At 72.7% G+C, this 14,750-nt stretch carries 15 protein-coding genes; 12 read left to right on the forward strand and 3 right to left on the reverse strand.

Annotated features, from left to right (window positions below; all coding sequences use genetic code 11):
* Positions 1–24 precede the first annotated feature (24 nt).
* Both ACZ4M5_RS32430 and ACZ4M5_RS32435 read left to right on the forward strand, forming a co-directional pair.
* Entirely contained in the window at positions 25–291 is a 267-nt protein-coding gene (locus ACZ4M5_RS32430; RefSeq protein ID WP_467742252.1) for a DUF4190 domain-containing protein, read from the forward strand.
* Between the two features lie 62 nt (positions 292–353).
* Positions 354–1,523, forward strand: a complete 1,170-nt coding sequence (locus ACZ4M5_RS32435) for a cysteine desulfurase family protein (RefSeq protein WP_467742254.1) — start codon at positions 354–356, stop codon at positions 1,521–1,523.
* A 35-nt stretch (positions 1,524–1,558) separates the two neighbouring features.
* On the opposite strand, the gene ACZ4M5_RS32440 is transcribed toward ACZ4M5_RS32435, so the two are convergent.
* Positions 1,559–2,224, reverse strand: coding sequence for an N-acetylmuramoyl-L-alanine amidase (locus ACZ4M5_RS32440; protein WP_467742256.1), 666 nt, complete (start codon positions 2,222–2,224; stop codon positions 1,559–1,561).
* Positions 2,225–2,283: 59 nt separating this feature from the next.
* Here ACZ4M5_RS32440 and mnmA point away from each other — a divergent pair, with 59 nt between their 5' ends.
* A complete protein-coding gene (gene mnmA, locus ACZ4M5_RS32445; protein ID WP_467742260.1) occupies positions 2,284–3,414 on the forward strand; it encodes a tRNA 2-thiouridine(34) synthase MnmA in 1,131 nt (376 codons plus the stop codon).
* Between the two features lie 45 nt (positions 3,415–3,459).
* Here the strand turns inward: mnmA and ACZ4M5_RS32450 are convergent, their stop codons facing one another.
* A complete protein-coding gene (locus ACZ4M5_RS32450; RefSeq protein ID WP_467742263.1) occupies positions 3,460–4,242 on the reverse strand; it encodes an alpha/beta fold hydrolase in 783 nt (260 codons plus the stop codon).
* 61 nt (positions 4,243–4,303) lie between these two features.
* Positions 4,304–4,627, reverse strand: a complete 324-nt coding sequence (locus ACZ4M5_RS32455) for a DUF427 domain-containing protein (protein WP_467742265.1) — start codon at positions 4,625–4,627, stop codon at positions 4,304–4,306.
* A gap of 80 nt (positions 4,628–4,707) precedes the next feature.
* On the opposite strand from ACZ4M5_RS32455, the gene ACZ4M5_RS32460 reads away from it, so the two are divergent.
* The 9 genes from ACZ4M5_RS32460 (at position 4,708) to ACZ4M5_RS32500 (ending at position 14,737) form a co-directional block, all read left to right on the forward strand.
* Positions 4,708–5,511 (forward strand): class I SAM-dependent methyltransferase, encoded by an 804-nt coding sequence (locus ACZ4M5_RS32460; protein WP_467742267.1) that lies wholly within the window; start codon positions 4,708–4,710, stop codon positions 5,509–5,511.
* Complete coding sequence (locus ACZ4M5_RS32465) at positions 5,508–6,047, forward strand: LOG family protein (protein ID WP_467742269.1); 540 nt, start codon at positions 5,508–5,510, stop codon at positions 6,045–6,047. Before ACZ4M5_RS32460 ends, ACZ4M5_RS32465 begins: the two co-directional genes overlap by 4 nt.
* 62 nt (positions 6,048–6,109) lie before the next feature.
* Complete coding sequence (locus tag ACZ4M5_RS32470; RefSeq protein WP_467742271.1) at positions 6,110–6,808, forward strand: SDR family oxidoreductase; 699 nt, start codon at positions 6,110–6,112, stop codon at positions 6,806–6,808.
* A 30-nt stretch (positions 6,809–6,838) separates the two neighbouring features.
* The gene (locus ACZ4M5_RS32475) at positions 6,839–7,846 is read left to right on the forward strand and encodes a methionine synthase (protein ID WP_467742273.1); all 1,008 of its coding nucleotides are present in this window, start codon (positions 6,839–6,841) and stop codon (positions 7,844–7,846) included.
* A gap of 15 nt (positions 7,847–7,861) precedes the next feature.
* The gene (ligA, locus tag ACZ4M5_RS32480) at positions 7,862–10,057 is read left to right on the forward strand and encodes an NAD-dependent DNA ligase LigA (protein ID WP_467742274.1); all 2,196 of its coding nucleotides are present in this window, start codon (positions 7,862–7,864) and stop codon (positions 10,055–10,057) included.
* Positions 10,058–10,315: 258 nt separating this feature from the next.
* Complete coding sequence (locus ACZ4M5_RS32485) at positions 10,316–12,589, forward strand: putative bifunctional diguanylate cyclase/phosphodiesterase (RefSeq protein ID WP_467742276.1); 2,274 nt, start codon at positions 10,316–10,318, stop codon at positions 12,587–12,589.
* A 115-nt stretch (positions 12,590–12,704) separates the two neighbouring features.
* On the forward strand, positions 12,705–13,001 hold the full coding sequence (gene gatC / locus ACZ4M5_RS32490; protein ID WP_018531282.1) for an Asp-tRNA(Asn)/Glu-tRNA(Gln) amidotransferase subunit GatC: 297 nt from the start codon (positions 12,705–12,707) through the stop codon (positions 12,999–13,001).
* 6 nt (positions 13,002–13,007) lie between these two features.
* Complete coding sequence (gene gatA / locus ACZ4M5_RS32495; protein ID WP_467742278.1) at positions 13,008–14,501, forward strand: Asp-tRNA(Asn)/Glu-tRNA(Gln) amidotransferase subunit GatA; 1,494 nt, start codon at positions 13,008–13,010, stop codon at positions 14,499–14,501.
* Positions 14,498–14,737: a hypothetical protein gene (locus tag ACZ4M5_RS32500; protein ID WP_403588057.1), complete on the forward strand. Its 240-nt coding sequence runs from the start codon at positions 14,498–14,500 to the stop codon at positions 14,735–14,737. The genes gatA and ACZ4M5_RS32500 overlap by 4 nt, the downstream gene beginning before the upstream one ends.
* Positions 14,738–14,750: the final 13 nt, after the last annotated feature.

Below are 14,750 nucleotides of genomic sequence, written 5' to 3' on the forward strand. Positions count from 1 at the left end.
CACCCACCCCGGGAGTCGATCACCATGCAGCTCACCGCTCCGGCCTCGCGCCGCACCGGTCTCCGCGACACCGACGGCATGGCCGTCGCGTCCTTCGTCCTCGGCCTGCTGGGCCTGCTCGTGCTGAACCTCCTGCTCGGCCCCATCGCCATCGTGCTGGCGAGCGTCGCCCTGTGGCGCGGCACCGAGCGCCGCGGCCGCGCGCTGCTCGGCCTGGGTCTCGGCATCGCCGACCTGGTGGTCCTCGTGACCTTCATGCAGTTCGACAGCTCCATCTCCTGGAGCCTGTAGCCCCACCTGCGGGCCCACCGCGCCTCGGGGCGGGCGGGGGGAGCCGTAGAATCGGGCTCACCATGGCTTACCTCGACCACGCCGCGACCACCCCGATGCTCCCGGAGGCGGTTGAGGCGTTCAGCGCCCAGCTGGGTGCCACCGGCAACGCGTCGTCCCTCCACGCATCCGGCAGGCAGGCCCGCCGCACCGTCGAGGAGGCCCGCGAGTCCCTCGCCGAGGCCCTCGGCGCCCGCCCCAGCGAGGTCGTCTTCACCTCGGGCGGCACGGAGGCCGACAACCTCGCAGTCAAGGGCCTGTACTGGTCACGCCGGGACGCCGACCCGGCCCGCACCCGCGTCCTCGCCAGCCCCGTCGAGCACCACGCGGTCCTCGACGCCGTGCACTGGCTCGCCGAACACGAGGGCGCCACCGTCGAGTACCTGCCCGTCGACGCGCACGGCCGCGTCCACCCCGGCGCCCTGCGCGAGGCCATCGCCCGCAACCCCGCCGACGTGGCCCTCGCCACCGTCATGTGGGCCAACAACGAGATCGGGACGATCCTGCCGGTCCGTGAACTGGCCGACGTGGCCGCCGAGTTCGGCGTGCCGCTGCACTCGGACGCCGTCCAGGCCTTCGGCCAGATCCCGGTGGACTTCGCCGCCTCCGGCCTCGCCGCGATGACCGTGTCCGGCCACAAGATCGGCGGCCCGTACGGCATCGGCGCGCTCCTGCTCGGCCGGGAGCACACCCCCGTGCCCGTCCTGCACGGCGGCGGCCAGGAGCGGCACGTACGCTCCGGCACCCTCGACGTGCCCGCCATCGCCTCCTTCGCGGTCGCCGGACGGCTCGCCGCCGAGCAGCGCGAGTGGTTCGCCCGCGAGATCGGCGCCCTGCGCGACGCCCTCGTGACCGCGGTCCGCCGAGCCGTCCCGGACGCCGTCCTCGGCGGCGACCCGGACCCGGCCGGACGCCTGCCCGCCAACGCGCACTTCACCTTCCCCGGCTGCGAGGGCGACTCCCTGCTGCTGCTTCTCGACGCCCAGGGCATCGAGTGCTCCACCGGCTCCGCCTGCACCGCCGGCGTCGCCCAGCCCAGTCACGTCCTGCTGGCCACCGGCACCGACCCGGATCTGGCCCGCGGCACCCTGCGCTTCTCCCTCGGCCACACCTCCACCGAAGCCGACGTCGAGGCCCTGGCCAAGGCCATCGGCCCGGCCGTGGAACGGGCCCGGGCGGCGGGTCTCACGTAGGTCCGGCGCCGGTCACACCGACGGGGGCGAACCGGTCACGCCGGTGCCGTGCGCGCCCGCCGCACCAGCCGCATGTACCGGTCCCAGTCCCAGTGCCGCCCCGGGTCGGTGTGGTCCGTGCCCGGGACCTCCACATGGCCGATGATGTGCTCGCGGTCGACGGGGATGTCGTAGCGGGCGCATATCCGGGCGGTGAGACGGGCCGAAGCCGCGTACATCGCGTCCGTGAGGTCCTGCGGACGGTCCACGAAACCCTCGTGCTCGATGCCGACACTGCGTTCGTTGTAGGAGCGGTTGCCCGCGTGGTAGGCCACGTCCAGCTCGCGGATCATCTGCGTGACGTGCCCGTCCTGGCGGACGATGTAGTGCGTGGCGGCCTTGTGGCCCGGGTCCTGGAAGGCCTTCACCGCGCTGTCGAAACTGCCCTGCGTCACATGGACGATCACCATGTCTATGCCGTAGTCGTCGGGCCGGTCCGCGCGGCGCCAGTTCGCCTCCGACGCCGCCACCCAGCGCGCGCCCGCGTCGTCGACCTCGCCCTCCTTACGGGGCTTCTCCACACCGGGGGTGCGCCACCACAGCCGCGCCAGCTCGTCCCGGGCCAGCACGGCCGAACCCGCCGCGGCCACGGTGCCGCCGATCAGCAGCGCGCGACGGCCCACCTTCCGGTCGCCGTCCTTCGAAGCCTTCCGCTGTCCCATGTGATCGTCAACGGATACCCGGCGGCCCCGGTTCCCGCGCCCCGTACCCTGGAGGGGTTATGACTGAGACCCCGCAGCGCTCCCGCCCCCTCCGCGTCCTGGCCGCCATGTCCGGCGGCGTCGACTCCGCCGTCGCCGCCGCCCGCGCGGCCGAAGCGGGCCACGACGTGACCGGTGTGCACCTCGCGCTCTCCGCCAACCCCCAGTCCTTCCGGACCGGCGCCCGGGGCTGCTGCACCATCGAGGACTCCCGCGACGCCCGCCGCGCCGCCGACGTCATCGGCATCCCCTTCTACGTGTGGGACCTCGCCGACCGGTTCCGCGAGGACGTCGTCGAGGACTTCGTCGCCGAGTACGAGGCCGGCCGCACGCCCAACCCCTGCCTGCGCTGCAACGAGAAGATCAAGTTCGCCGCCCTCCTCGACAAGGCGCTCGCCCTCGGCTTCGACGCGGTCTGCACCGGCCACTACGCCAAGGTGATCGTCCGCGAGGACGGCACCCGGGAGCTGCACCGCGCCTCCGACATGGCCAAGGACCAGTCCTACGTCCTCGGCGTGCTCGACGACCGGCAGCTCGCCCACGCCCTGTTCCCCCTCGGCGACACCGTCACCACCAAGGACGAGATCCGCGCCGAGGCCGAACGCCGCGGCCTGGCGGTGGCCAAGAAGCCCGACTCGCACGACATCTGCTTCATCGCCGACGGCGACACCCAGGGCTTCCTGGCACGGCGCCTGGGCAGGGCCGAGGGCGACATCGTCGACGAGGCCGGCACCAAGCTGGGCACCCACGAGGGCGCCTACGGCTTCACGATCGGCCAGCGCAAGGGCCTGCGCATCGGCACGCCCGCCGCCGACGGCAAGCCCCGCTACGTCCTCGACATCTCCCCGGTGGACAACACGGTGACGGTCGGCCCGGCCGACGCCCTCGACGTCACCGGGCTGCGGGCGATCAAGCCACGCTGGTGCGGCGCCGCCCCCACCGGCCCCGACACCTACACGGCCCAGCTGCGCGCCCACGGCGGCGAGAGCGAGGTCACCGCCGAACTGGTCGACGGCACCCTGGAGGTCGCCTTCACCGAGCCGGTCCGCGGGGTGGCCCCCGGCCAGGCGATCGTGCTGTACGACGGCACGCGCGTGGTGGGCTCGGCGACGATCGCGTCGACCACGAGGGCCACGGCCGGGGTGGCCTGACCCGCCGGCGGCGACCGGCCGGGCCCACGCCCGCGTGACGCCCGGTCAGTCCCGGCCGAAGAACTCCGTCAGCGCCGGAGCCAGCACGTTCGGCTCCACCATGTGCGTCTGGCCCTGCAGGGCCCGGTAGGCGCCCTGCGGCACGCTGTCCGCGATCGCCCGGGCCGCCTCGCGCAGCCACCCGGGACTCGCCTCGCCGGCGACCGCCAGGACCGGCACCCCGACCGAGCCCAGGCGCTCACGCGGGACCCGGCCGTCGCGCATCACGGCGTCGTCGTAGGCGAGGCTCGGGGCGATCGCCTCCATGCCGGCCCACATCGGCGACTGGCGGGCGCCCTGGATCACGCTCTCCGCCAGGCCCGTCAGCCGCAGGAACAGCTCCACCGCGTCCCCGCGCCGCCCCTCCCCGAGCGCCTCCGTCAGCCTCCGGGTGTATTCCGCGCGTTCCCCGGCGCCCTCCTCGGACATCGCGAACGGTGTCTCGTACACCGCGACGCGGCGCACCGGCAGCCCGGCGGCCGCCGCCTCCAGTGCCAGCGCCCCGCCCGAGGAGATGCCGTACAGGAACGCCTCGCCGCCCACCGCCTCGATCACCGCCGCCAGGTCCTCGACCTCACGTTCCACGGCGTAGGGCGCGGTGTCACCGCTGGCGCCGCGGCCCCGGCGGTCGTACACGACGGCCTGGAAACGCTCCGAGAGCGACACGGCCAGCGGCGCGAGGGTGCCGCCCGTCGACATCGCGCCACTCACCAGCACGACCGCGGGGCCCTGTCCGGTGCTCTCGTAGGCGATGCGGGTGCCGTCGCGCGAAAGGGTCTTCTTGTCCATGCCCATGCAGACTGCCGCACCGCACGGACTTCATCGGTGAGGCCAGCCGCGCGTCAGCCGATCACACCACTTCCACCTCGTAGAAGCACAGGTGATCCCTGATCCCCGCGACATCCGGCTTCGGGTCGGGATACGCCCAGACGAGGTCGTCCGCGCCCGGCCGCGACCAGTAGGCGGCGGTGCCCTTGAACGGGCAGTACGTCCGGGTGTCCGACGGCGTCAGCAGGTCCAGGCGCACGTCCTCCGGCGGGATGTAGTACCGCTGCGGACAGCCCGTCTCGCGCAGCACCAGCGCCCGGTCGCTGTCCGCGAGGACCTCCCCGCCCTGCACCACGCGCACGTGCCTCTCGCTCGGCTCGACGGTGATGCGGTGTCCTGTCGTCACGATCGCTCCTCCTCGGGTAGCCGACTCCCCGTGTACAGCGCACGCTGAAGCGGAGTTCTTCCCCCGCCGCTGGAGGCTCCATGCCCGTCACCGACACATCCGGCAACCGCTCCAGCCTGCTGCACCAGGTCCGCTACGCCCTGCGCCACCCGGAGCGCGTCCCCGCGCACGCCCGGCGCGCGGCGCGGGACGCCATGCTGCGGCTGCGCCACCGCGACCACGTCGCCTACTACCGGGCCGTGATGGCCTCCGACGCGGCCCGCAGCGTCGAGGCCGCAGTGGGGCACAACCCCTCGCGCGAGCAGTGGGAGCGCATCGGGCGCCTGCAGTTCGACTACCTCGTCGGCCACGGCCTGAAGCCCCACCACCGGATGCTCGACATCGGCTGCGGCAACCTGCGCGCCGGGCGGCTGTTCATCGACCACCTCGACACCGGGAACTACTACGGCATCGACATCTCGCCGCACATCCTGCTCGCCGCCCAGGACACCCTGGTGGCGGACGGACTCCAGGCCAAGCTGCCGCACCTGACCCTCGCCGCCGACCTCACCTTCGCGTTCCTGCCGGAGGGCCACTTCGACGTGGTGCACGCGCACAGCGTCTTCTCCCACTCCCCGCCACACGTCATCGAGGAGTGCCTCACCCACGTCGGCCGCGTCCTCGCCCCCGGGGGCTTCTTCGACTTCACCTTCGACCGCACGGAGGGCGAGGAGCACCAGGTCCTGCACGAGGACTTCTACTACCGCACCCGCACCCTGACCGAACTCGCCGCCCGGCACGGCCTGGACGCCCGGTTCATGGACGACTGGGAGCGGCTGCCGCACCGGCAGTCCAAGATGCGCCTGACCGTCGCGTCCGGACGGGCCCGTACCGTGGGCGCATGAACATCTGCGTCTTCCTCTCCGCCGCCGACCTCGACGAGCGCTACACCCGGCCCGCCCGCGAGTTCGCCGAACTGCTCGGCAAGGGCGGTCACACGCTCGTGTGGGGCGGCTCGGACGTCGGCCTGATGAAGGTGGTCGCCGACGGGGTGCAGGAGGCCGGCGGCCGGCTCACCGGCGTCTCCGTGCGCTTCCTCGCGGCCAAGGCCCGCCCGGGCGTCGACGAGATGGTGATCGCCGAGGACCTGGCCGAGCGCAAGAAGCTGCTGCTGGAGAAGGCCGACGCCGTGGTCGTCATGGTCGGCGGCACGGGAACGCTCGACGAGGCCACCGAGATCCTGGAGCTGAAGAAGCACGGGCACACCGACAAGCCGGTGGTCCTGCTCAACACGGCCGGCTTCTACGACGGCCTGAAGGAGCAGTTCCGCCGCATGGAGGCGGAGGGCTTCCTGCCCCGCCCGCTTACCGAGCTGGTGTTCTTCGCCGAGGAACCGGTCGGCGCCCTGGCCTACCTGGAGGAGAGCCAGGGCATCGGCTGACCCGGGCCCGCGGGGGAGCGGGCGCGGCCCGCTGCCCGGTGCGGCCCCCGGGTGATGCGAGCATGGCGCCCATGGCTACTCATGTGATCACCGGAGCCGGCTCCGGCATCGGCGCGGCCGTGGCCCGCCGGCTGCACGCGCGCGGGGACGAGCTCGTGCTGCACGCGCGCGACGCGGGCCGCGCCAAGGAACTGGCCGCCGCGTTCCCCGGGGCGAAGACCCTGGTCGGCGACCTCGCGGACCCCGACAAGCTGTCCTGGGCCTTCTCCCACCAGTCGCTGCCGGACCGGGTGGACTCCCTGCTGCACATCGCCGGGGTCGTCGACCTCGGCCCGGTCGGCGAACTCACCCCGAAGACCTGGCGCCACCAGCTCAACGTCAACCTCGTCGCCCCCGCCGAGCTGACCCGCCACTTCCTGCCGCAGCTGCGTGCCGCCCGCGGCCACGTGCTGTTCGTCAACTCCGGCGCCGGACTCAACGCCCACGCCGGCTGGTCCGCCTACGCCGCCTCCAAGCACGGCCTGAAGGCCCTCGCCGACTCCCTGCGCCAGGAGGAGCACGGCAACGGCGTGCGGGTCACCTCCGTCTACCCGGGCCGCACGGCCAGCCCCATGCAGGCCAAGGTCCACCAGCAGGAGGGCAAGCAGTACGACGCCGCGCGCTGGATCGACCCGGAGTCGGTCGCCACCACCCTCGTGATGGCTCTGGACCTGCCGCGGGACGCCGAGGTCAACGACCTGACGGTGCGACCGGGCGCCTGACCGCGGCGGCCCGTTCACTAGGCTGTCGCGGTGAGCGAAAACAGCCAGTTCAGGTTCGGTGCCGCCACCGGCGTGGGGTCCATGCCCGGCGGCGACGCCCGGGAGGCCGCCAAGACCGTCACCGGGACCTTCGAGGACTTCCCCTTCCTGCCCGAGCTGCCCGCCCGGGGCCCCGGCGCGGACATGATCGGGCGGACCGCCGGCATGCTCGTCGAGCTCTACGCGCGCGTGGAGCCCAGCGGCTGGCGGCTGGGGGACCGGCCGGGCCGGGACACCAAGCGAGCCCGCTCCTGGCTCGGCGAGGACCTCGACGCGCTGGAGGAGTACACCCAGGACTACCAAGGGCCGCTGAAGGTCCAGGCCGTCGGGCCGTGGACCCTCGCGGCCAACCTGGAGCTGCGCGGCGGCGAGGCCGCCCTCTCCGACGCCGGTGCCTGCCGCGACCTGGCGGCCTCCCTCGCCGAGGGACTGCGTGAGCACCTGGCCGAGGTGCGGCGGCGCGTCCCGGGCGCGCAGCTCGTGCTCCAGCTCGACGAGCCGTCCCTCACCGCCGTGCTGCGCGGGCAGGTGAGGACCGCCAGCGGCTACCGCACGCACCGGGCCGTGGACCGGCAGGTCGCCGAGCAGACGCTGCGCGAGCTGGTCGCGGTGCACCGGGACGGCCCGGTCGCCGTCCACTCCTGCGCCCCGGACGTCCCCTTCGCCCTGCTCCGCCGGGCGGGCGTGGCGGCCGTCTCCTTCGACTTCTCCTTGCTCACCGAGCGTGACGACGACGCGATCGGGGAGGCGGTGGAGGGCGGCACCCGGCTCTTCGCCGGTGTCGTCCCGTCCGCGGAGGGACCATTGTCAGACCCTGCCGGTAGCGTCATGGGTGTCAGGACGCTGTGGCGCAGGCTGGGGCTGTCTCCGGGGCTTCTCGCGGAGGCGATCACGGTCACCCCGGCGTGCGGACTCGCGGGGGCCTCCCCGGGATACGCGCGCACGGCTCTCGCCCACTGCGCCAGGGCGGCGAGATCCCTCGCGGACAACCCAGAGTAACGGGAGGACGACACGGTGGCCGGCGACAAGCAAGCGGAGACGACGACGGTGCCCGCCGAGGCACGGGAGAAGCACGCGCGCCTCGCGGAGCAGATCGAGGAGCACCGCTTCCGCTACTACGTGAAGGACGCTCCCGTCGTCAGCGACGCGGAGTTCGACCAGCTCCTGCGGGCCCTGGAGGGTCTGGAGGAGGAGTATCCCGAGCTGCGCACCGCGGACTCGCCGACCCAGAAGGTCTCCGGGTCCTACGAGACGGAGTTCACGGCGGTCGCGCACCGCGAGCGGATGCTCTCCCTGGACAACACGTTCAACGACGACGACCTCGCCGCCTGGTTCGAGCGCATCGCCCGCGAACTGGGCGAGCAGACCTACCACTTCCTGTGCGAGCTGAAGGTCGACGGCCTCGCCGTGAACCTCACCTACGAGCACGGCCGCCTCACCCGCGCGGCGACCCGCGGCGACGGCCGCACGGGCGAGGACATCACGCCCAACGTCCGCACGATCGCCGAGATCCCGGACCGCCTCGACGGCGACGACCTCCCCGACCTGGTGGAGATCCGCGGCGAGGTCTACTTCCCGATGGAGAAGTTCCAGGAGCTGAACGCCCGTCTCGTCGAGGCCGGTGACAAGCCCTTCGCCAACCCGCGCAACGCGGCGGCCGGTTCGCTGCGCCAGAAGGACCCGCGCGTCACCGCCACCCGCCCCCTGCACATGGTCGTCCACGGCATCGGCGCCCTGGAGGGCTTCACCGGCCTGACCCGCCTCTCCCAGGCCTACGACCTGCTCAAGACCTGGGGCCTGCCCACCTCCCGGCACAACAGGGTGGTCGACGGGCTCGACGGCGTACGGGAGTTCATCGCCCACTACGGCGAGAACCGCCACTCCGTGGAGCACGAGATCGACGGCGTGGTCGTCAAGCTCGACGAGATCCCCCTCCAGGGCCGTCTCGGCTCCACCTCGCGCGCCCCGCGCTGGGCCATCGCGTACAAGTACGCCCCGGAGGAGGTCAACACCAAGCTGGTCAACATCCGCGTGGGCGTGGGCCGTACGGGCCGGGTCACCCCCTACGCCCAGGTCGAGCCGGTCACGGTCGCCGGCTCCGAGGTCGAGTTCGCCACGCTGCACAACCAGGACGTGGTCAAGGCCAAGGGCGTCCTCATCGGCGACACGGTGGTGCTGCGCAAGGCCGGTGACGTCATCCCGGAGATCCTCGGGCCCGTCGCCGACCTGCGGGACGGCAGCGAGCGCGAGTTCGTCATGCCGAGCGAGTGCCCCGAGTGCGGCACGCCGCTGCGGCCCATGAAGGAGGGCGACGTCGACCTGCGCTGCCCCAACGCCCGCAGCTGCCCGGCCCAGTTGCGGGAGCGCCTGTTCTACCTCGCGGGACGCAAGGCGCTGGACATCGAGCACTTCGGCTACGTCGCCGCCGCCGCCCTGACCGCCCCGCTGGAGCCGAAGACGCCGCCGCTGGCGGACGAGGGCGATCTGTTCGACCTCACCATCGAGCAGCTGCTGCCCATCAAGGCCTACGTCCTCGACCCGGACAGCGGTCTGCCCAAGCGCGACCCGAAGACCGGCGAGGAGAAGGTCGCCACGATCTTCGCCAACCAGCACGGCGAACCCCGCAAGAACGCGGTCGCGATGCTGGAGAACATCGCCGCGGCCAAGGAACGCCCCCTGGCCCGCGTCCTTACCAGCCTGTCGATCCGTCACGTCGGGCCGGTCGCGGCCGAGGCGCTGGCCCGCGAGTTCCGCTCGATCGAGCGGATCGACCAGGCCGGCGAGGAGGAATTGGCCGTCACCGAGGGGGTCGGTCCGACCATCGCGGCCTCCTTGAAGCAGTGGTTCGCCGAGGACTGGCACCGGGAGATCATCCGCAAGTGGAAGGCCGCCGGCGTCCGCATGGAGGAGGAGGGCACCGGCGAGGACGAAGGCCCGCGCCCCCTCGAAGGACTCACCGTGGTCGTCACCGGCACCCTGGAGAAGTTCACGCGGGACGGCGCCAAGGAGGCGCTGCAGAGCCGCGGCGCGAAGGTCACCGGCTCTGTCTCGAAGAAGACGTCGTTCGTGGTCGTGGGTGACAGCCCGGGGTCCAAGTACGACAAGGCGATGCAGCTGAAGGTTCCGGTTCTGAACGAGGAAGGCTTCGGCGTCCTGCTGGAGCAGGGACCCGAAGCTGCGGCCGAAGTCGCTCTTTCGTCCGAGGAGTAGCGGTTGAAGGCCACCCGTTCGGCGCATACCAGATGCATACGGGTGGCCGGGGCGCATTCGGGCAACCGTCGGCGACCGCCGCCCGAGGAAGCCTTCCGCGGCCTACTGTTGGGATGTGCGCCTGCCGTGCCCAGCTGCGGTCGGGGCATCCTCGTGCTCGGGCAGGGGCACGGGGAAGGGTTTTCCAGCGCGGGCCGTTGAGGTTGTCGGGCACCGGCCCGCGTGGCGTGGGCACCGCCGGCTGTGAGAGGGACGGGAATGGAACCGACCGAGAGCGCCGTGCCGGGCTCACGGCTGCGTATGCGCCGCATGGCGGTCGCGTGGCGCGCAGTCCGTGGAGCCCGCCGGCCGGCGGGACGTCCGGGCGCGGGAGTGCGCGCCGCCGGACGGTACTCCACGGACGGGCACACCACGGGGGAGCGAGCCGCCGGGCCGGACGGCCAGGGGACCCCGGGACCGGGCGCCGAACCCGCCCTCGGCGCGCTGGACACCGACCGGCACCCCTCCTGGCCCGCCCTGCACACCACGGTCGTCGCGGCGGCCGGCCTCGTCCTCGGCGCCGGCTTCCAGCGCGCCTTCACCGGCGGTCACGCCCTCTTCCCGTCGGGCACGGCCGGCTGGTCGCTGGCCGTGCTGACCGGCATCATCGTCGGCCATCTCGTCATGCTGGGCCGCTCCCGCTGGTGGGGCGGCACCGGCTCGGGCGCCGCCCTCACCCTCGCCGTGCTGCTGCTGTACGGCTGGGTCCCGGCCGGCATGGTCAGTCTCACCGTCGTCGTCCTGGTCGGGGTCGCCCGGCGCAACCGCTGGCGCCAGGGGGTGCTGCACGGCGCCGTCGACCTGCTCGGCATCGGCGCCGGGGCCCTGGTGCTGGCCGCCTTCGGCACGGTGCCCTCCGTCGAGTCCCCGTCGGATCCCGCCTCCTGGACGCCGGCCACCGGGCCGCAGGTCGCCCTGGTCGCCGTCGCCTACCTGGCCGTCACCCGTGTCCTGCTGTGGTATCTGCACGCCCCGCGCCCCGGCCTGCCCACCGTCGCCCGCACCGCCCTGGTCAGGCAGGGCCTGGTCGCCGTCGCGCTGCTGGGCATCGCGCCGCTGGTGTGCGTGGTCGCCGTGGCCAAGCCGATCCTGCTGCCGCTGTTCGCCATTCCCCTCGTCGCCCTGGACTCCACCCTGTGGATAGCCCGGGCCCGGGCGGAGGAGCAGTTGCGCGACCCGCTGACCGGGCTCCCCAACCGCCAGTGGCTGCTCGAGCGGATCTGGACCGCGCTGGACGACGCGGAGCGGATCGACGCCCGCGCCGCCCTCATGCTGATCGACCTCGACCGGTTCCGGTCGGTCAACGACACCCTCGGTCATCTGGCGGGTGACCGGCTGCTGCTGCAGATCGCCGACCGGCTGCGGGTGGCCCTGCCGCGCGGCGCCGAGGCCGCCCGGCTCGGCGGGGACGAGTTCGCCGTGTTACTGCCGGTGGCCGACTCCACCACCTCCGCGACCCGCGTGGCCCGCACCCTCGTCGCCGCGCTCAGCTCCCCGCTCGACCTCGACGGCCTCACCCTCGTGCTGGAGGCCAGCGCCGGGGTCGCCGTCTTCCCCGACCACGCCCTGGACGCCGAAGGACTGCTGCGCCGCGCGGACGTGGCGATGTACCAGGCCAAGCGGGACCGCACGGGAGTGGAGGTCTACGAGTCCAAGCGCGACTCCAACACCCCCGACCGCCTCGGCCTGCTGGGCGATCTGCGCCGCGCGCTCGACGCGCACGAGGTGCACCTGCACTACCAGCCCAAGGTCCGTTTCGACGGGCAGGTCGCGGGCCTGGAGGCTCTGGTCCGCTGGGTGCACCCGGAGCGGGGCAAGGTGCCGCCGGACGAGTTCATAGCCATCGCCGAGTCCTCCGGGCTCATGCCGCACCTCACCGAGTACGTCCTGGAGACCGCGCTCGGCCAGGTCGCCCGCTGGCGCGAGCAGGGCCTGTTCGTACCGGTCGCGGTGAACGTCTCCCCGCGCGACGTGCACACCCCCGGCTTCGCCGGCTCCGTCGCCGCCCGGCTGGCCCGGCACGGCGTCCCGGCGGGAGCGCTCCAACTGGAGATCACCGAGCACGTCCTGCTGGAGGACCCGCAGCGCGCCGCCGACACCCTCAACGCACTGACCGGGCACGGCGTGAAGATGTCCCTGGACGACTTCGGCACGGGCTACTCCTCGCTGGTGCACCTGCGCCGGCTGCCGGTCAGCGAACTGAAGATCGACCGCTCGTTCGTGGCCCGGCTCGCGATCGACACCGAGGACGCCGAGATCGTGCGCTGCACGGTCGACCTGGCCCACTCCCTCGGGCTGCTCGTCGTCGCCGAGGGCGTCGAGGACGACGAGACCTGGGAGCGCCTGCGCGACCTCGGCTGCGACGCCGTGCAGGGATGGCTGGTCGCGGCCGCGATGCCGCCCGAGGAGACCACGGCGTGGCTGCGGGCGCGGGGACCGCGGGGGTGGCAGCGGCCGCGCGCCGCGCTGCCGGCGGCGACGGCCGACGAGTAGGGAGGGGCAGCCGGGCCCCCGCGTGGTGCCGGGCGCGGCAAACCGTTTCACGGTCACCGGCCCCGGACCCATAGGATTGGGCCAAACCCGTTCACTCACCCCAGAGGATCGCTGCATGCCTGGCATCACGCGCGAGGAGGTCGCCCACCTCGCCCGGCTGGCGCGTCTGGAGCTGAAGCCCGAAGAGCTCGACCACTTCGCAGGCCAGCTCGACGACATCATCGGCGCGGTCGCCCGCGTCAGCGAGGTCGCCGACCAAGACGTACCGCCGACCTCGCACCCGCTCCCGCTGACGAACGTCATGCGGGCGGACGAGGTCCGTCCGTCGCTCACCCCCGAGCAGGCGCTCTCCGGCGCCCCGGCCCAGGAGCAGCAGCGTTTCAAGGTGCCGCAGATCCTGGGGGAGGACTAGGAAGTCATGACGGACATCATCAAGCTCACCGCCGCCGAGACCGCCGCGAGGATCGCCTCCGGCGAGCTCACGGCCGTCGAGGTCACCGAGGCCCACCTCGCGCGCATCGAGGCCGTCGACGAGAAGGTGCACGCCTTCCTGCACGTCGACCGCGAAGGCGCCCTCGCCCAGGCCCGCGCCGTCGACGAGAAGCGGCAGCGCGGCGAGAAGCTCGGCCCGCTGGCCGGCGTCCCCCTCGCGCTGAAGGACATCTTCACCACCGAGGGCATCCCGACCACCGTCGGCTCGAAGATCCTCGAAGGCTGGATCCCGCCGTACGACGCGACGCTCACCAGGCGGCTGAAGGCCGCCGACGTCGTCATCCTCGGCAAGACCAACATGGACGAGTTCGCCATGGGGTCCTCCACCGAGAACAGCGCCTACGGCCCGACCGGCAACCCCTGGGACCTGACGAAGATCCCCGGCGGCTCCGGCGGCGGCTCCTCCGCCGCGCTCGCCGCGCACATGGCGCCCCTGGCCATCGGCACCGACACCGGCGGCTCCATCCGCCAGCCCGCCGCCGTCACCGGCACGGTCGGCGTCAAGCCGACCTACGGCGCGGTGTCCCGGTACGGCATGGTCGCCTTCTCGTCCTCCCTGGACCAGGGCGGCCCCTGCGCCCGCACCGTCCTCGACGCGGCCCTGCTGCACGAGGTCATCGCCGGGCACGACCCGATGGACTCCACGTCCATCGACGAGCCGGTCCCGCCGGTCGTCGAGGCCGCGCGCAACGGCAGTGTGCGGGGCATGCGGGTCGGCGTCGTCAAGCAGTTCCGCGGCGAGGGCTACCAGGCCGGCGTCATCCAGCGCTTCGACGAGTCCGTCGAGCTGCTGAAGGAACTGGGCGCCGAGATCGTCGAGCTGGACTGCCCGTCCTTCGACTTGGCGCTGTCGGCGTACTACCTGATCGCGCCCTCCGAGTGCTCCTCCAACCTCGCCCGCTTCGACGGCCTGCGCTACGGCCGGCGCGTCGGCGACGACGGCACGCACTCCGCCGAGGAGGTCACCTCGCTGACCCGCGAGGCCGGCTTCGGCGCCGAGGTCAAGCGCCGCATCATGCTCGGCACCTACGCCCTGTCGAGCGGCTACTACGACGCCTACTACGGCAGCGCCCAGAAGGTCCGCACGCTGATCAAGCAGGACTTCGACGCGGCGTTCGAGCAGGTCGACGTGATCGTCTCCCCGACGACCCCGACCACCGCCTTCGGGATCGGCGAGCGCGCCGACGACCCGATGGCGATGTACCTCGCCGACCTGTGCACCATCCCGACCAACCTGGCGGGCAACGCGGCCATGTCGCTGCCGTGCGGCCTCGCCCCGGAGGACAACCTCCCGGTCGGTCTGCAGATCATCGCCCCCGTCATGAAGGACGACCGCCTGTACAAGGTGGGCGCCGCCGTCGAGGCCGCCTTCGTGGAAAAGTGGGGCCACCCGCTGATCGAGGAGGCTCCGTCGCTGTGAGCGCACTGTCCAAGGCCAAGGGCTTCAAGAAGTCCAGGTCCGGTCTGTACATCTCGATGGCCACGTCGGCGTTCGGCGCCGTCGGTGTCTACAAGCAGATCAAGAAGGCCCGCGGAGACAACGACACGCTGCGGCTGCTCGACGCCGTCGTGACCGGAGCCGCGGTCGTCACCAACCTGGCCATTCTCTACCGCGAGCTGAAGCAGCTGGGCGACGACGACGTTCTGCTGGGCTGAGAGGGAACCTTCA

It is taken from the genome of Streptomyces sp. NPDC026246, assembly GCF_055567995.1.

Coding starts and splice junctions, on each gene's coding strand:
- ACZ4M5_RS32465 (WP_467742269.1), top strand. CDS start 5,508: ATGAACATCTGCGTCTTCCTCTCCGCCGCCGACCTCGACGAGCGCTAC.
- ACZ4M5_RS32460 (WP_467742267.1), top strand. CDS start 4,708: ATGCCCGTCACCGACACATCCGGCAACCGCTCCAGCCTGCTGCACCAG.
- ACZ4M5_RS32450 (WP_467742263.1), bottom strand. CDS start 4,242: ATGGACAAGAAGACCCTTTCGCGCGACGGCACCCGCATCGCCTACGAG.
- gatA (WP_467742278.1), top strand. CDS start 13,008: ATGACGGACATCATCAAGCTCACCGCCGCCGAGACCGCCGCGAGGATC.
- ACZ4M5_RS32430 (WP_467742252.1), top strand. CDS start 25: ATGCAGCTCACCGCTCCGGCCTCGCGCCGCACCGGTCTCCGCGACACC.
- gatC (WP_018531282.1), top strand. CDS start 12,705: ATGCCTGGCATCACGCGCGAGGAGGTCGCCCACCTCGCCCGGCTGGCG.
- ACZ4M5_RS32440 (WP_467742256.1), bottom strand. CDS start 2,224: ATGGGACAGCGGAAGGCTTCGAAGGACGGCGACCGGAAGGTGGGCCGT.
- ACZ4M5_RS32470 (WP_467742271.1), top strand. CDS start 6,110: ATGGCGCCCATGGCTACTCATGTGATCACCGGAGCCGGCTCCGGCATC.
- ACZ4M5_RS32485 (WP_467742276.1), top strand. CDS start 10,316: ATGGAACCGACCGAGAGCGCCGTGCCGGGCTCACGGCTGCGTATGCGC.
- ACZ4M5_RS32435 (WP_467742254.1), top strand. CDS start 354: ATGGCTTACCTCGACCACGCCGCGACCACCCCGATGCTCCCGGAGGCG.
- mnmA (WP_467742260.1), top strand. CDS start 2,284: ATGACTGAGACCCCGCAGCGCTCCCGCCCCCTCCGCGTCCTGGCCGCC.